A 14,808-nucleotide genomic window follows, 5' to 3' on the forward strand; every position below is an offset into this window, starting at 1 on the left:
CGCCTCACGCGAGGACGGGGCCTGTGGGTGAGTGGGGCCGGGCGTGGCGGATACCTTTGGTTCGTGCAGCCAGCAAGTGAATCCCCAGACGCGCCCTCCGGTCGCCTCCACAGGGCCCGCGCCCTGTACCGGAACGTCTCCAAACGCCGGACGGCCTGGCTGCTGCTGAAGGACACCGTCAACTCGTGCATGGAGTACCGCATCCTGGGCCTGGCGGCCGAGGCGGCGTTCTTCACGCTGCTGTCGGTGCCCCCGCTGCTCCTCAGCCTGGTCGGACTGCTCGGCTACGTCGACGCCTGGACCGGCGCGGACACCATCCAGAGCGTGCAGCGCAACCTCCTGGACGCCTCCCGCACGGTGCTGTCCGACCGCGGCGTCACCGAGGTCGCCGAGCCGATCCTCAGAGACGTCACCAAGGGCGGCCGGCCCGACGTGATCTCCCTCGGCTTCCTGATCGCCGTCTGGTCGGGCTCCCGCGCGGTGAACGTCTTCATCGACACCATCACCGTCATGTACGGCCTCGACGGCGTCCGCGGCATCGTCAGGACCCGGCTGCTCGCCTTCCTGCTGTTCATCGTGGCCCTGCTGATCGGCTCGGTCGCGCTGCCGCTGATGGTCGCGGGTCCCGACGCGGTGGTGGACGTCGTGCCCTGGTCGACGACGGTCGTGCAGATCCTCTACTGGCCGGTCGTCATCCTGCTCTCGGTGGCCTTTCTGACCACGCTCTACCACGTGTCCGTGCCCGTGCGGTCCCCGTGGATCGAGGACGTGCCGGGCGCGCTGGTCGCCCTCGCCATGTGGGTCCTCGGCAGCTTCCTGCTGCGCATCTACCTCACCAACACCGTCGAGGGCCCCACCATCTACGGCTCCCTCGCCGCCCCCGTGGCCGTGCTGCTGTGGATCGGTGTGTCCGCCTTCGCCGTGCTGGTGGGGGCGGCCGTCAACGCGGCCATCGACCGGGTGTGGCCGGCCGCCGCCACCGCCGCGGCCCGTGAGGCCAACGAGCGGCAGCGGCAGGCGCAGGTCGCCGAGTACGTCGCCCGCACCACCGCGTCCGGGGACGCGGACCCCGACATGCCCTCCGAGTTCCCCGAACGCTGGTCGCGCTTCCTGCCCCCCGAGGACGTCACGGCCCGCCTGCGCACCCACTCCAAGTCCGCCCAGCCCCGCAACGGGGACGGCCCGGGCCACGACGACCGGCACCGCGACTGACGCGACGCGTCCCGGCGGGTGGCTCACTCCGTCCAGGAGCCGTCCGCCGCCGCCTCCCGCACGACGTCGGAGAAGTCCCGCGGCTCCCGGCCGAGCACCTGCCGCACCCCGTCCTCCACGCGCGCGTTGCGCCCGTCGAGCAGGGTCGCGAACACCTCGACGAGGAACGCGGCCTCCTCGCCCGGCACCCCGAACCCGGTCAGCGTCTCCCGGTAGGAGTCCGCCGGCACCGCCCGGTACGTCAGCGGCCGTCCCGTCGCCCGCGCGATCTCCGCCACCGCCTCCGCCCAGGTGAGCGGCCGCGGCCCGGTCACGGTCAGCGTCCGCCCCGCGTACCGCTCCCCTCCGGCCAGCGCGGCCACCACCAACTCCGCGACGTCCCGCACGTCGACGAACGGCTCCGCCACCTCGCCCGCCGGGAACACCAGCTCCCCGCCCCGCAGCTCCTCGGCCAGCGGCCCCTCCGAGAAGTTCTGCGCGAACCACGCCGACCGCACCACCGTCCAGTCCGCGCCGGACGCCCGCAGCGCCTCCTCCGCGGGCAGCGCCTGGTCCTCGCCCCGCGCGGACAGCAGCACCAGCCGCCGCACCCCCGCGCCCAGGGCGGTCTCCGCCAGCTCGCCGACCGCCTCCGCCGTCCCCGGCGCCCCGACGTCGGCCGGGTGCACCAGATAGGCCGCGTCGGCCCCGCGCAGCACGCCCTCCCACGTCGTCCCGTCCGCCCAGTCGAAGCCGGTCGCCCGCGACGCCGGCCGCACCGTCATCCCGGCCGCCTCCGCGGCCCGCGCCACCCGGCTCCCGGTCCGCCCGGAAGCCCCGGTGACCACCAGTGTCATGTCCTTCGCAGATGTCGTCCTGTCCATGTCTCCGAGTCAACTGCCGCCGCCCGCGCGGAACCATCGTCGAGCGGCGCGCCCGCATACGCCCGCGTCTACGCTGACCCCATGGACGCACTCACCGGTCTGCTGGAGGGTCCCCGCGCCCGCGGCGCGTTCATGATCCGGGCGTGCTTCGACCCGCCGTGGGCGGTGCGGGTGGAGGACCGCGCCCCGCTGACGGTGATGCTCCTCGTACGCGGCGACGCGTGGCTGCTGCCCGACCGGGGCGAACCGGTCCGGCTGCGCGCCGGCGACCTCGCCGTCGCCCGCGGCCCCGACCCGTACACCTGCGCCGACGCGCCCGGCACCGCGCCGCAGGCGCTGATCCTGCCCGGCGGCCGGTGCCACTACCCCGACGGACGGCCCCTCAACGGCTCGATGGACCTCGGCGTCCGCACCTGGGGCGACCGCCCCGACGGCGGGACCGTGCTGCTCATCGGCACCTACCAGCTGCGCGGCGAGATCGGCGGCCGGCTCCTTGACGCGCTGCCGCCGGTGCTCTCCCTCGGCGCCGACGTGTGGGAGTGCCCGCTCACCCCACTGCTGATGGAGGAGGTCGGACGCGACGCCCCCGGTCAGGAGGTCGTCCTGGACCGGCTGCTCGACCTCCTCGTCATCGCCGCCCTGCGCGCCTGGTTCGCCCGCCCCGAGGCGGAGCCGCCCGCCTGGTACGAGGCCCTGTCCGACCCGGTCGTCGGCCCGGTGCTGCGGCTCCTCCAGGACGACCCCGCCCGCCCCTGGACCGTCGCCGGGCTCGCCGGGAAGGCCGGCGTCTCCCGGGCCGCGCTCGCCCGCCGCTTCACCCGGCTCGTCGGCGAACCCCCGATGTCCTACCTCACCGGCTGGCGGCTCGCCCTCGCCGCCGACCGGCTGCGCGACACCGACGACACCCTCGCCGCCGTCGCCCGGCAGGTCGGCTACAGCAGCGCCTTCGCCCTCTCCACCGCCTTCAAGCGGGCCTACGGCGTCAGTCCGCAGGAGTGGCGGAACCGGGCCGCCGCGTAGCCTGGACCCGTGTACAGGGAGCGCGCGTCACGGCTGCCGGGCGCGGCCGTGTGGACCAGTGTCCCCGCCGAAGGGGACGGGCCGGGCCGGGTGCTGCCGGACGGCTGCATGGACCTGCTGTGGCACGACGGCCGTCTGCTGGTCGCCGGCCCCGACACCCACGCCTACGTCGACGGGAGCTCCGCCGGGCCCTGGTCCGGGATCCGCTTCCACCCCGGCACCGCGCCCACGCTGCTGGGCGTGCCCGCGCACGAACTGCGCGACCGGCGGGTGGAGCTGGCCGATGTGTGGCCGGCGGCGGAGGTGCGGCGTGCGACCGCCCGTGTGCACGGCGCACACCACCCGGCGCGCGGCCTGGAGGACGTCGCCCTCCGTCTGGCCGCGTCGGCCGGCCCGCCAGACCCGCTGCTGACCCGCCTGGTCGCGGCGCTCGACGCGGGCCGCCCGGTCGCGGGGACGGCGGACGCCCTGGGGCTGGGCGCACGCCAGTTGCACCGCCGTTCGCTCGCCGCCTTCGGCTACGGTCCGAAGACCCTGGCCCGTATCCTCCGCATGCGCCGCGCCCTGGCTCTGGCCCACGCGGGCGTCCCCTTCGCGGAGACCGCGGCCCGCGCCGGCTACGCGGACCAGCCTCATCTGTCGCGCGAGGTGAGGAGCTTGACGGGGGTGGCGCTGCGGGAGCTGGTGCCGCCGCCCGGCGCGGCCTCCTGACGCGGCCGTGAGGTCAGCCGCCCGTGGGGAGCGGGGAGAAGAGGTCCACCCCGTTGCCGTCCGGGTCGAGCACGACGGCGTACCGCTGCCCCCACACCGCGTCCCACGGCTTCAGCTCGGCACGGGCGCCGGACTCCACCAGCTCCGCGAACAGCGCGTCGACCTCGGAGGGGCTGTCGCACCGCACGGCCAGGGAGGTCCGGCCCTCTCCCGACGGCGGCCGCCACCCCGGGCGGAACGACCGGACCATCTCCTCGGTGTCCAGCAACAGCCGCATCCCGCCCGGCAGTTCCGCCTCCACATGTCCCTCCGCCTCGGCCCCTTCCGGGAACGCCAGCCCGAGCCGCCGGTAGAAGGCGACGGAGGCGGCCATGTCCGAGACGACCGTTCCGATGGCATCGAATCGTGTGCTCATGCGGCCGACGGTAGGGCGGGGACCGCCGGGGTGTCTTGAACGAATCGGACACGTGCCCCGGCGGAGGGCATAGGCGGCGCCTATACCCTCCGCTCGCTTTTCGTCTTTGATTCTCGTTTCCGTGCGTACGTACGGTCTTTTTCGTTGCACCCCATTTCTCACTTCCGCGGATTTCCCGCCGACGAAAGGACCGTCGTATGTCCATCGCACCGCACACCGAAAAGGCCGCCGAAACGCGTGAACTCACCGGGAGGCGCGCCCTCGTGACGGGCGGCACCCGGGGTATCGGGGCGGCCGTCGTGCGCCGGCTCCTCGACGCGGGCGCCGACGTCCTCACCACCGCCCGCTCGGCCTCCGGCACCGTGCCGGAGGGCGCCCGGTTCACGCAGGCCGACGTGCGCACCCGCGAGGGCGCGGAGGCGCTCGCGGAGGCCGTGCGGGACCGGCTGGGCAGCGTGGACGTCGTCGTCCACAACGCCGGCGGCGCCGCCCCGCACCCGGGCGCCCTGGCCATCCCGGACGAGGAGTGGCAGGAGGCGCTGGACCTCAACTTCCTGTCGGCGGTACGGCTGGACGCTCTGCTCGCGCCGGGGATGCGGGAGCGGCGCGCGGGGGCGATCGTGCACGTGTCGTCGGCCGTGGTGCCCGTTCCCGGCCCGTTGTTCCTGCACTACACGGCGGCCAAGGCGGCCCTGGAGAACTACGGCCGCGGGCTGGCCGCCGAGCTGGCGCCCGACGGTGTGCGGGTCAACACCGTGACCCCGGGCCGCACCGCCACCCCCGGCGGTGAGGAGACGCGCAGGCAGTGGGCCGCCCTGAGCGACACCACCGGCGCCACGGCGACCCCGCCGCTCGGCCGCGAGGGCCGGCCGGACGACATCGCCCAGGCGGTGCTGTACCTCGTCTCCGACCGGGCGAGCTGGGTCACCGGCACGAATCTCGTCGTGGACGGCGGCGAATTCCCGCGGTGAATGCGCGGTCGGTCGACGGCCGGTCGTTTCAGGAATTCCGGGAGATGGACACGCTTTCCGGCGCGGATCCCGGCCATTCCTCTTTCCGTAGAAGGTTCAGCAGCGTCTTCTCCGCCGGTCCCGCGTCCGGCCGGAGCACGGCGATGACCGGCCGGTGGAGGGCCGGAGACACCGGGCGTACGACGTGCTCGTGACCGGGCGGCACCGCCGACGCGGGCAGCAGCGTCACGCCCAGCCCCTCGGCGGCCCAGCGCACGGCCGTCGCCGCCTGGGACACCCGGGCGGCGGTGGCCGGTGTCAGCCCGTGGTCCCGGACCACCTCCATCAGGACGGCGTCGAGTGTGCTGTCCCGGTCGAACCGCACCCACGGCTCACCCTTCAGACCGGCCAGCTCGACCCGCTCCGAGTCCAGTCGCGGGTGCCCCTCGCCCAGCACCACGACCAGCTCCTCGTCGCCGAGGCGGTGGGCGTCGGACGGGGTGCGGTCGCAGGCCGCCATCAGCGCGAAGTCCAGCGCCCCCCGGCGGCACAGCCGGTCCAGCTCGGCCGCGCTGGGCTCCTCGAAGACGGTGATCTCCAACCGGGGGTAGCGCCGGCGCAGTTCGCCCAGGGCACGGGGCAACTGGCGGGTGCCGAAGCCCATCTGCACCGCGACCACCAGCTCGCCCACCAGGTCCTCGGCGCCGGCCCGCGCGGTCGCACGCGCCCGGCGGGACGCGGTCACGGCGACCTCCGCCTCCCGCAGGAACGCCCGGCCGACCGTGGTGGGCACCAGCCCGGTCGGCGTGCGGGCGAACAGCCGTACCCCGAGCTCCCGCTCCAGGCCGCGGATCTGCTGGGACACCGACGGCTGGGCCACGCGCAGCCGTTCGGCGGCCGCGGTCACCGAGCCCTCCTCGGCGACGGCCAGGGCGTACTCGTACTGGCGCAGGCTCATCGGCTCCGGCGTCCCCTTCTCTCGGTGCGGCGCGCTGACCGCCGTCGTAGGCGCGGGGCCCCGAGGGTGGGGGCCGCGCACGCGCGCGTAGGCTCCCGCGCATGGCCGACCCCGCCCTCCTCGTCTACACCCGCACCACCGACTACCGTCACGACTCCATCCCCGCCGCCATAACCGCCCTCCGTTCCCTGGGCGACTTCGAAATCCACGCCCACGAGAACCCGACGGCGCTCGAGCAACCGCTCGACCACTACGCAGCGGTCGTCTTCCTCTCCACCAGCGGCGACGTCCTCACCCCCACCGCCCGCGACCGCCTCACCGCGTACATCGAGAACGGCGGCGGCTTCGCAGGCATCCACGCCGCCGCCTGCACGGAGTACGACTGGCCCTACTACGGCGACCTCCTGGGCGCCCGCTTCGCCGGCCACCCCCCGATCCAGCCCGGCCGCGCCCTCGTGGAGGACCCCGACCACCCGGCGACCCGCCACCTGCCTCCCACCTGGGAGGTGACCGACGAGTGGTACGACTTTCACGTCAGCCCGCGCCCGACCGCGCACGTCCTCCTCTCCGCCGACGAGTCGTCGTACACCGGCGGCACGATGGGCGACGACCACCCCCTGGCCTGGTGCCGCACGCAGGGCGCGGGCCGCGTCTTCTACACGGCCCTCGGCCACACCGTCGAGGCCTACGACGACCCGCTCTTCCTCGCCCATCTGCGCGGCGGGATCACCTGGGCCGCGGCCCGCTGACCTCCCGCCGCGGCCCGCTGACCTCCCGCCACGGCATGCAGACGCCCGCCTCACGGGCCACCACCGCCAGGGTCGGCCCGGCCGCCGCCCGCGCATGCCCCGTTCGGCCCATCGGGCCCACCCGCCTCTCGCTCCGGGCAGAAAGCGCTTCCTGCTGGAGATCGGCGGCCGCGGGGCGGGAAGAACTCCGTCAAGCGACCTCGGGCCGCGCCTCGTTCGGAGAGGAATAGCGGGGGGTGGTGTGGTGCTGTTGTCGTTACCGGCGGGTTTTTGCATGTGCGGCCGGTGGGGTGCCGGCGCTGCGGCGCCCGGTGACGGCGCGGACGGCCGTGGACGCACGGACCCGTACGCGCGGGGCGAAGGGTGGTGGGCGTATGGCGGCCGAGGGAGAGCGGGCGATGCCCGTGGTCACGACGGCGCACGGCGCCGTGCGGGGACGCTGGGAGAAGGGGGTCGCCGTGTTCCGCGGCATCCCCTACGCGGCGCCCCCGTTCGGGCCGCGCCGCTTCCGGCCCCCCGTCCCGCCGGAGCCGTGGGACGGTGTGCGGGACGCCGGCGCGTTCGGGCCCACCGCGCCGAAACCCCCGTACAGCACCGCCTTCGCCGAGTACCTCTCGGACCCCGACATCGACGGCGACGACTGTCTCAACCTCAACGTCTGGACCCCCGACCCGTCCCCGGCCGCCCGGCTCCCCGTCCTGGTGTGGCTGCACGGCGGCGCGCTGACCAGGGGATCCTCCGCGGTCCCGGTGTACGACGGCAGCACCTTCGCCCGCGACGGGGTTGTCTTCGTCTCCCTCAACTACCGCCTGGGCGTGGAGGGCTACGGCCTCTTCCCGGACGCCCCCGCCAACCCCGGGCTGCGCGACCAGCTCGCCGCGCTCCGGTGGGTGCACGAGTCCGTCGCCGCGTTCGGCGGCGACCCCGGCCGGGTCACCCTCGCCGGCCAGTCCGCCGGAGCCATCAGCACGGGCGCGCTCGTCGCCGCCCCGCAGTCACAGGGGCTGATACGGCAGGCCGTCCTGCAGAGCGGGCCGCCCGAGTCCACGGAGCGGGACAAGGTGCGGCGCATGGTCCGCCGCATGGCCACCCGTCTCAAGGTGCCCGCCACCGCCGAGGCCTTCGCCGCCGTCGACCGTGAGCAGCTGCTGCGCGTCCAGGCGGACGTGGGCCGGCTCGGCAGCCCGGTGCTCGGCGGCCCCGCCTTCGGCGTCGTCGTCGACGGCGACCTCGTCCCGCGCGACCCCCTGGAGGCCCTCACCGACGGCGCGGCTCCCGGCGTCACCCTGATGACCGGCTGGACCCGCGACGAGTACCGGCTCTGGCTGGTCCCCGGCGGCCTCACCGAACGCGTGGACCGCCTCGGCGCCGTCGCCCTCGCGGGCGCGATGGCCCGCTGCCACTGCGGCAGCGAGGTCCCGCGCGGCTACCGCGCCCTCCACCCCGACGCCGGCACCGCCGAGACCGTCGGCCAGATGGTCACCGACCACCTCCTGCGCAACCCCCTGCACCGGCTGTCCGACGGCCGCACGGAACCCTCGTACGTCTACGAGTTCGCCTGGCCCTCCCGCCGCCCCGGCATGGGCGCCTGCCACGCCCTGGAGCTGGGCTTCGTCTTCGACAGCGGCGACAGCCCCGACGCCCGCAAGCTCGCAGGCGAGGGCGCCCCGCAGGAGCTGGCGGACGCGATGCACGGGGCGTGGGTACGGTTCGTCACCGACGGCGACCCCGGCTGGGAGCCGTGGGGCCCGCACCACCCGGTCCAGGTGTACGGCGACGGCGCCCCGCACGTCGTGCGCGGCCCCCGCGACCGCGAACTCGCCCTGTGGACGGCCCCCGAGGCCGGGCGGGCCGTCCGCACACCGCAGTCGCCGGAACTGCGCTCCGTGATCCGGCGCCTGCGTCGCAGCGGGGCCCTCCGCCGTACCTGAGGCACCCGTCGGCGCTGCCCCGGCGGCCGGGCCCCCGGAGGGGTGAGGCACTCAGGGTTGCTGCTCAGACGGCCGGTTCCCCCGGAGGGCGCGGCTCCGGGCAGCGCGTGCCGGCCGGGATCCGCAGGGCGAGCAGCGCCATGTCGTCCTGGCCGTCGCTCGGGTGGTGGTCCGCCAGCACCCGCACGAACTCCGTCAGCGGCCGTTCCGCGTGGGTGGCCGCGAGGTCCGCGAGGGCGGTCAGGCCCTCGTCGATGGAGTGCGCGTGGTGTTCGACCAGCCCGTCGGTGAAGAAGAGCAGGATCGAGCCGGCCGGCAGCTCGTGCGTGTGGTCGGGCCGTTCCATGCCGGTGCTCACCCCGAGCGGCACGCCCGGCTCGGCGTCCAGGTACTCCGTCTCCAGGTCCGGGGTGATCAGCAGCGGCGGGAAGTGCCCCGCGGTGCTCCAGCGCAGCATCCAGCCGTTCTCGTGCGGCTCGATCCTGGCCAGGCAGACCGTGGTGACCGGGACGTCCGCGGTGGCCTGCAGGGTGCGGTCCAGCTGGACGAGGACCTCGCTGGGCGGGGTGCGGCGGTCGTAGAGCAGGGCGCGCAGCATGCTGTGGATACGGGCCATGGCGGCGGCCGCGTCCAGGTCGTGGCCGCCGACGTCCCCGATCGCCACGCCGACCGTGTCGTCGGGCAGCACCATCGCGTCGTACCAGTCGCCGCCGAGCCGGCTGGGCCGGCTGGCCGGCCGGTACACGGTGGCCGCCTCGAAGGGGTTCAGGTCGGGGAGGGCGGGCAGCAGCAGCCGCTGGAAGCGCTCGGCGCTGTCCCGTACCTGCCCGAACAGGCGGGCGTTCTCGATGGCGATGCCGGCCGCGCCGGCCAGGGCGACGACGACGTCCTCGTCCTCCCGGTTGAACGGCCGGCCGTCGTAGCGCTCCGAGAGGTACAGATCGCCGTAGATCTCGCCGCGGACGGTGACGGCCACGCCGAGAAGCGTCCGCATCGGGGGATGGCCGGGCGGGAACCCGGCGGAGGAGGGATGCGCGGGGATGTTCTCGACGCGCAGCGGCTCCGGATCCTGGATCAGCAGCCCCAGCACCCCGCGGCCGTGCGGGAAGGGCACGCCGGACAGCGCGGAGCGCTCCTCCTCGCTCAGGCCGGCGGTGACGAACTCCTTCAGGTACTCACCGGACTCGTGAAGCACGCCCAGGGCGCCGTAGCGGGCGCCGACCAGATCCATCGCGGTGGTGACGATGCGCCGCAGCACGGCGGACAGGTCCAGCTCGCCGCTGATGGCGAGGACGGCGTCGAGCAGCCCCTGCAGCCGGTCCTTGGCGTCGGCCAGGGCCCGCAGCTGGGTGCCGATCAGCTCCAGCTCGCTGTCGAGGTGGAGCTTGAGGTCGGCTACCTGGGACGGCCGCGGGGCGGGGCCGGGCCCTTCCCGCCCGCTCTCGTCCCGGCCGTCCTGCTCGCTCAACGCGCACACCCCGGCGACGCCCCGGCGGCAGCCGCACGCCGCCCGCGACGACTCCGCCCGCCCAGCCCTCCACGCGAGGGGTACACCCGGCCTCCCGACACACCCGTGATCGAACAAAACCACAGCATGACATGGGTAAAGCGGGCATTTCCCCTATTGGTACGCCATCGGTATGCCGCCGCGCCGGCCACTCCTAGGCGGGGGCGATACGGAGGACGGCGGTCTTGCCGTTGACCTCGACGACGGTGAGGCGCATGACGTCGTTGAGGGTCGCGGCGGGACCCTTGCCGCAGCGGAGCCGTACGCCTCCGCCGCCCGGGGAGGTGACGCTGCCGCCGCCGGAGCATCCGGCGATGCTGTAGCCCGGTCCGTGGATCGGCGCGACCATCTCCACGTCGTCCCCGCCGACCGCGGTCACCTCGATCGGCCCGAGCCCGTACGACGCCGGAACCTCGAGGACGTCCCCGACGCCGACGGTGACCTCGCAGGTGCCGTCGGCGCAGGGGCCGGTGGGGGAGAGGGAGGGCGTGGGCGTCTCGGACGCGGATGTGGACGCGGAGGCGTCACCCGCGCGCGCAGAGGGGTTCTTGCCGCCACCGTGCCCGTCCCCGTCCCCGGAGGAACAAGAGGAGAGGGAGAGGACGGCCGCGGCAACGGCGGCGAGGGCGAGGGACGTTGTCGATGTGCGCACCATGCCCGCCATTGAAGGCGCGGACGTGCGTGAGGACGCGGACGTTGACCCACCCGCAACGCGGTGTTCGACGTGAAGGGGGGCGCACCGGCGCACACGTAGGCTTTGGCGGTGCGCACGGTGGAACTGTTGTTGGACGAGGCCGCGGATGCGGCGGTACGGGAGGCCTGGCGGCGGCTCGCGGACGCGGGGCTGCCGAGTCAGGCGCGCCACCGCTCACCGACCAACAGCCCGCATCTCACCCTGGCCTCCTGCCCGGAGCTGACGGCTCCGATCCGCTGGGAACTGGCCGAGGTGGCGGCCGCGTTGCCCCTGCCGGTGCGTTTCGCGGGCCTGATCCGCTTCGAGCGGCCGACGTCCGTCCTGGCCTGGTCGCTGGCGCCGGACGCCGCGCTGGCCGAGCTGCACCGGAAGGTGTGGGACGCGGTGACCTCCGACAACCGCCCCGAGACACTGAACCCCTTCCACGCGCCGGGCAACTGGAGCCCTCACATCACGCTCGGCCGCACCCGCCGCGCCGGCGCCTTCACCAGCCGCCGCATCCCGGCACTGCTCCCGGCACCCCCGCTGTCGGCCCACCTCGCGACCTTGAGGAGCTTCGACACGGAGACGGGGACGCTGGAGATCCTGACGCCGGGTGCCTGATTGCTCAGGTGCCGTTGAGCGCGTCGACCGGCGGCAGCGTTGAGCGCGTCGCCCGGCGGCACCAGCAGTTCGAGGGCCGCCGCAGGTACATCGCACGTCCGTTCGGCGTAGACTCCCCGTTCCACCTGACGGGAGGTCACCCGAGTGGTCGTCGCACGGATGGTCGCCGGAGCCGGTTCGATGCTGGCGATGCTCAGCCTGTCCGGCTGCGGACTCCTGTGGAGCTGCACCGACACGACCGCGGAGCGTGGTGAGGCGGGTGTGCGGGTGGACATCGTGGACACCGAGGAGCGACCCGTCGGCGTCACCGCCGAGGTGACCGGCTGGCGCAGGGAACCGCATCCGCAGGTGCCGCAGGAAGGTGACCAGATCCACTTCGACTTCCGCTTCGAAGGCGACACGCTGGGAAGCGACCCGGCGGTCGACGCCTGCGCGGTCGACGAGGAACGCGTGGTGCTGGGCTGTCAGACGGTCCACTCGATGACGGACTTCGGCCGAGTGGGCACGTACACCGGTGACGAGTACCTCACGGTCGACCATCCCGAACAGGTCGCCGAGGTCCTGCTGATCCCCGACGACCAGTCGACGCACGACCGACGGACCTGCGAGGACGACATCAAGGACGGCGGCGGGGTGCACCCGCCGGACGAGCCGGAACGGGGGGAGAAGCTGTAACTCGCGGGCGGGCGTCAGCCGTTCCGCAGCGTCGGGCGGACCTGGCGCAGGAACGTCGCGTTGTCCGGGGTCTCCCGCAGTCGCGTCAGCAGCGTCTCCAGGTCGGTCGCCGAGTCGCGGGAGGTCAGGGCGCGGCGCAGGCCCTGTGTGGCCGTCAGTTCCTCCGGGGTGAGGAGGAGTTCCTCGCGGCGGGTGCCCGAGGTGGTGATGTCCACCGCCGGGAACAGGCGACGGGACGCCGACTCGCGGTGCAGGCGCAGCTCCATGTTGCCGGTGCCCTTGAGCTCCTCGAAGAAGAACTCGTCCGCGCGCGACCCCGTGTCCACCAGCGCGGAGGCGAGGATCGTCAGCGAACCGCCCTCCTCCGTCTCGCGGGCGGCGCCGAAGAACCGCTTCGGGCCGGTGAGCGCACCGGCGTCCACCCCGCCGCTGAGGGTGCGGCCGCCGGGGCCCGCCGCGTTGTTGTACGCCCTGCACAGCCGCGTCAGCGAGTCCAGCAGGATCACCACGTCCTCACCGGCCTCCGCGAGCCGCTTGGCCCGCTCCACGACCAGCTCGGCGAGCGCGATGTGCTGCTTGGCGGGACGGTCGAACGTCGACGAGTACACCTCGCCCCGCACCGAGCGCCGCATGTCGGTGACCTCTTCGGGGCGCTCGTCGAGCAGCACCACCATCAGCCGGCACTCGGGGTGGTTCCCCGCGACGGCCGCGGCGAGCTGCTGGATGAGGACGGTCTTGCCGGTCTTGGGCGGCGCGACCAGCAGTCCGCGCTGCCCCTTGCCCACCGGCGCCAGCAGATCGACGACCCGGCCGGCGAGCCCGGACGCCCGGTGTTCCAGGCGGAGCCGGCGGTGGGGGTGGACCGGGGTCAGGTCGCGGAAGTGGGGACGGTCCGCGATCGAGGTCGGCGTACGGCCGTCGACGCGGGCGATGTCGGTGAGCGCCCGGCGGTCGCCGAGGACGCCTTCCACCAGGTCGCCCTTGCGCAGGCCGTGCCGGCGCACCAGGGCGGCGGAGACGACGGGGTCGGACGACCCGGCCACGAGGCCGGCGCCGCGCAGGTACCCCTTCCCGGTCGCGTCGACGTCGAGGACACCGGTGACGGTGACGTTCTGCGGCTGCTGGGGGTTCGAGGCCGAACGGCCCGAGGCCGGGCGGTCGACGGTCTTCCTGCCCGAGGTCCGACGGGCGGGGCGGTCGAGTGCTGTGGTCATGTGGAGGTCCTTTCGAAGGACGGAAAGAAGCAGAGAAGAAGAGCGAGAAGGGGGAACCGCGGTCTTCAGGGAGGGCGTGTGCGCGCCTCACAGCGGTGGGAACCTCACTGCGGTCGCCGTGCGACCGAGGGGAAAGCCGTACGCGGGCGGTACGAGAGCCGACGTGACGGCTGAGAGACGCCGAAGCGAAGAAGGTTTCGGCGGTGAAGACTGGCCCGGCGCCCTCACGGGGCGCTACACGGCACTCATGGCACCGTACCACGCTGCCGCCCCGGGGCACGAGGGCCCGGGGGCCAGGGGGCTGGAGAGGCGTAAGGCGCCCTACGCCCCCCGCAGCGTCCCCGTGACCGACGCGATCGCCTCCGGGCCCACCCGGCAGCACCCCCCGATCAGCCGCGCTCCCGCGTCCCGCCAGCCCGTCACCCGGGACGCCGAGAACGTGGGCTCGCCGGCCCAGGCGCGGGCCCGGGCGTCCCATCGTTCGCCGCTGTTCGGGTACACCACCACCGGCTTGTCCGTCACCCGTGCGGCGACGGAGACCGCGTGGTCCGCGTCCTCCGGCGTGCAGCAGTTGACGCCGACCGCGATCACCTCGTCCGCCCGCGCGGCAAGGGCGAACGCGTCCTCCAGCGGCTGGCCCGCCCGCGTGCGGCCGCCCGCCGCCGAGTACGACACCCAGGCGGGCACCCCCAGCCCGCGCACCGCCCGCAGCAGCGCCTCGGCCTCGTCCGTGTCGGGGATCGTCTCCAGGGCGAGGACGTCCGGTGCGGCGGACGCCAGGACCTCCAGCCGGGGACGGTGGAACCGTTCCAGCTCCGCGACGGACAGCCCGTAGCGGCCCCGGTACTCGGAGCCGTCCGCGAGCATCGCGCCGTACGGTCCGACGGAGGCCGCCACCCAGCGCGGGCGCGGCGCACCCGGGGCGCGCCCTGCCGCCGTACGGGCGCACTCCACGCTCAGCGCCAGCAGCTCCGCCGCCCGCTCCCGGCCGATGCCACGCCGCGCGAACCCCTCGAACGTCGCCTGGTAGCTCGCCGTGATCGCCACGTCCGCGCCCGCCTCGAAGTACGCGAGGTGCGCCGCCGTGACCGCCTCCGGCTCGTCCGCGAGGAGCCGCGCCGACCACAGCGCGTCGCTCAGGTCGTGACCGGCCGAAGCGAGCTGGTTGGACATGCCGCCGTCCAGGACGACCGGGCCGTCCGCCAGGGCCGCGGCGAGGGACTCCGTGGTGCTCATACGGCGACGCTAACCGAGGCCGCGGCCTCGGCGCGCCTCCCGGCCCGGCTGCTGGGATGCTGGAAGCAAG

General features: G+C 74.4%; 15 protein-coding genes. 8 read left to right on the top strand and 7 right to left on the bottom strand.

Features of this window, described 5'->3' with window-relative positions:
• Positions 1-63 precede the first annotated feature (63 nt).
• Entirely contained in the window at positions 64-1,212 is a 1,149-nt protein-coding gene (locus AY578_RS26445; RefSeq protein ID WP_258905764.1) for a YihY/virulence factor BrkB family protein, read from the top strand.
• A 23-nt stretch (positions 1,213-1,235) separates the two neighbouring features.
• Here AY578_RS26445 and AY578_RS26450 read toward each other — a convergent pair whose 3' ends face one another.
• Positions 1,236-2,075 (bottom strand): NmrA family NAD(P)-binding protein, encoded by an 840-nt coding sequence (locus AY578_RS26450; RefSeq protein ID WP_258905767.1) that lies wholly within the window; start codon positions 2,073-2,075, stop codon positions 1,236-1,238.
• 81 nt (positions 2,076-2,156) lie between these two features.
• On the opposite strand from AY578_RS26450, the gene AY578_RS26455 reads away from it, so the two are divergent.
• Both AY578_RS26455 and AY578_RS26460 read left to right on the top strand, forming a co-directional pair.
• Entirely contained in the window at positions 2,157-3,095 is a 939-nt protein-coding gene (locus AY578_RS26455; RefSeq protein WP_033273953.1) for an AraC family transcriptional regulator, read from the top strand.
• 9 nt (positions 3,096-3,104) lie between these two features.
• Positions 3,105-3,806 (top strand): helix-turn-helix transcriptional regulator, encoded by a 702-nt coding sequence (locus tag AY578_RS26460; protein WP_191882781.1) that lies wholly within the window; start codon positions 3,105-3,107, stop codon positions 3,804-3,806.
• A gap of 13 nt (positions 3,807-3,819) precedes the next feature.
• Here AY578_RS26460 and AY578_RS26465 read toward each other — a convergent pair whose 3' ends face one another.
• Positions 3,820-4,221 (bottom strand): VOC family protein, encoded by a 402-nt coding sequence (locus AY578_RS26465; RefSeq protein ID WP_093552126.1) that lies wholly within the window; start codon positions 4,219-4,221, stop codon positions 3,820-3,822.
• 197 nt (positions 4,222-4,418) lie between these two features.
• On the opposite strand from AY578_RS26465, the gene AY578_RS26470 reads away from it, so the two are divergent.
• The gene (locus AY578_RS26470; RefSeq protein ID WP_258905769.1) at positions 4,419-5,192 is read left to right on the top strand and encodes an SDR family oxidoreductase; all 774 of its coding nucleotides are present in this window, start codon (positions 4,419-4,421) and stop codon (positions 5,190-5,192) included.
• Positions 5,193-5,220: 28 nt separating this feature from the next.
• Here the strand turns inward: AY578_RS26470 and AY578_RS26475 are convergent, their stop codons facing one another.
• A complete protein-coding gene (locus tag AY578_RS26475) occupies positions 5,221-6,129 on the bottom strand; it encodes a LysR family transcriptional regulator (RefSeq protein WP_258905771.1) in 909 nt (302 codons plus the stop codon).
• A gap of 101 nt (positions 6,130-6,230) precedes the next feature.
• Here AY578_RS26475 and AY578_RS26480 point away from each other — a divergent pair, with 101 nt between their 5' ends.
• On the top strand, positions 6,231-6,878 hold the full coding sequence (locus AY578_RS26480) for a ThuA domain-containing protein (RefSeq protein WP_258905773.1): 648 nt from the start codon (positions 6,231-6,233) through the stop codon (positions 6,876-6,878).
• Between the two features lie 374 nt (positions 6,879-7,252).
• A complete protein-coding gene (locus AY578_RS26485) occupies positions 7,253-8,809 on the top strand; it encodes a carboxylesterase/lipase family protein (protein ID WP_258905775.1) in 1,557 nt (518 codons plus the stop codon).
• Between the two features lie 64 nt (positions 8,810-8,873).
• Here the strand turns inward: AY578_RS26485 and AY578_RS26490 are convergent, their stop codons facing one another.
• Positions 8,874-10,286 carry a PP2C family protein-serine/threonine phosphatase gene (locus tag AY578_RS26490; protein ID WP_370878979.1) on the bottom strand — a complete coding sequence of 471 codons (1,413 nt, stop codon included), beginning with the start codon at positions 10,284-10,286 and terminating at the stop codon, positions 8,874-8,876.
• A gap of 184 nt (positions 10,287-10,470) precedes the next feature.
• Positions 10,471-10,971: a hypothetical protein gene (locus tag AY578_RS26495; protein ID WP_258905777.1), complete on the bottom strand. Its 501-nt coding sequence runs from the start codon at positions 10,969-10,971 to the stop codon at positions 10,471-10,473.
• Between the two features lie 108 nt (positions 10,972-11,079).
• Here AY578_RS26495 and AY578_RS26500 point away from each other — a divergent pair, with 108 nt between their 5' ends.
• Positions 11,080-11,613: a 2'-5' RNA ligase family protein gene (locus AY578_RS26500; RefSeq protein WP_258905779.1), complete on the top strand. Its 534-nt coding sequence runs from the start codon at positions 11,080-11,082 to the stop codon at positions 11,611-11,613.
• 144 nt (positions 11,614-11,757) lie between these two features.
• Entirely contained in the window at positions 11,758-12,288 is a 531-nt protein-coding gene (locus AY578_RS26505) for a hypothetical protein (RefSeq protein WP_206310435.1), read from the top strand.
• 14 nt (positions 12,289-12,302) lie between these two features.
• Here AY578_RS26505 and rho read toward each other — a convergent pair whose 3' ends face one another.
• Together rho and mmuM are read right to left on the bottom strand one after the other, a co-directional pair.
• The gene (rho, locus tag AY578_RS26510) at positions 12,303-13,502 is read right to left on the bottom strand and encodes a transcription termination factor Rho (protein WP_258905780.1); all 1,200 of its coding nucleotides are present in this window, start codon (positions 13,500-13,502) and stop codon (positions 12,303-12,305) included.
• 321 nt (positions 13,503-13,823) lie between these two features.
• Positions 13,824-14,738: a homocysteine S-methyltransferase gene (mmuM, locus tag AY578_RS26515; RefSeq protein ID WP_028961564.1), complete on the bottom strand. Its 915-nt coding sequence runs from the start codon at positions 14,736-14,738 to the stop codon at positions 13,824-13,826.
• Positions 14,739-14,808: the final 70 nt, after the last annotated feature.

The sequence above is a fragment of the Streptomyces thermocarboxydus genome (assembly GCF_024760485.1).
GTDB lineage: Bacteria > Actinomycetota > Actinomycetes > Streptomycetales > Streptomycetaceae > Streptomyces > Streptomyces cellulosae.

Coding starts and splice junctions, on each gene's coding strand:
- AY578_RS26450 (WP_258905767.1), bottom strand. CDS start 2,075: ATGGACAGGACGACATCTGCGAAGGACATGACACTGGTGGTCACCGGG.
- AY578_RS26455 (WP_033273953.1), top strand. CDS start 2,157: ATGGACGCACTCACCGGTCTGCTGGAGGGTCCCCGCGCCCGCGGCGCG.
- AY578_RS26465 (WP_093552126.1), bottom strand. CDS start 4,221: ATGAGCACACGATTCGATGCCATCGGAACGGTCGTCTCGGACATGGCC.
- AY578_RS26470 (WP_258905769.1), top strand. CDS start 4,419: ATGTCCATCGCACCGCACACCGAAAAGGCCGCCGAAACGCGTGAACTC.
- AY578_RS26475 (WP_258905771.1), bottom strand. CDS start 6,129: ATGAGCCTGCGCCAGTACGAGTACGCCCTGGCCGTCGCCGAGGAGGGC.
- AY578_RS26480 (WP_258905773.1), top strand. CDS start 6,231: ATGGCCGACCCCGCCCTCCTCGTCTACACCCGCACCACCGACTACCGT.
- AY578_RS26485 (WP_258905775.1), top strand. CDS start 7,253: ATGGCGGCCGAGGGAGAGCGGGCGATGCCCGTGGTCACGACGGCGCAC.
- AY578_RS26495 (WP_258905777.1), bottom strand. CDS start 10,971: ATGGTGCGCACATCGACAACGTCCCTCGCCCTCGCCGCCGTTGCCGCG.
- rho (WP_258905780.1), bottom strand. CDS start 13,502: ATGACCACAGCACTCGACCGCCCCGCCCGTCGGACCTCGGGCAGGAAG.
- mmuM (WP_028961564.1), bottom strand. CDS start 14,738: ATGAGCACCACGGAGTCCCTCGCCGCGGCCCTGGCGGACGGCCCGGTC.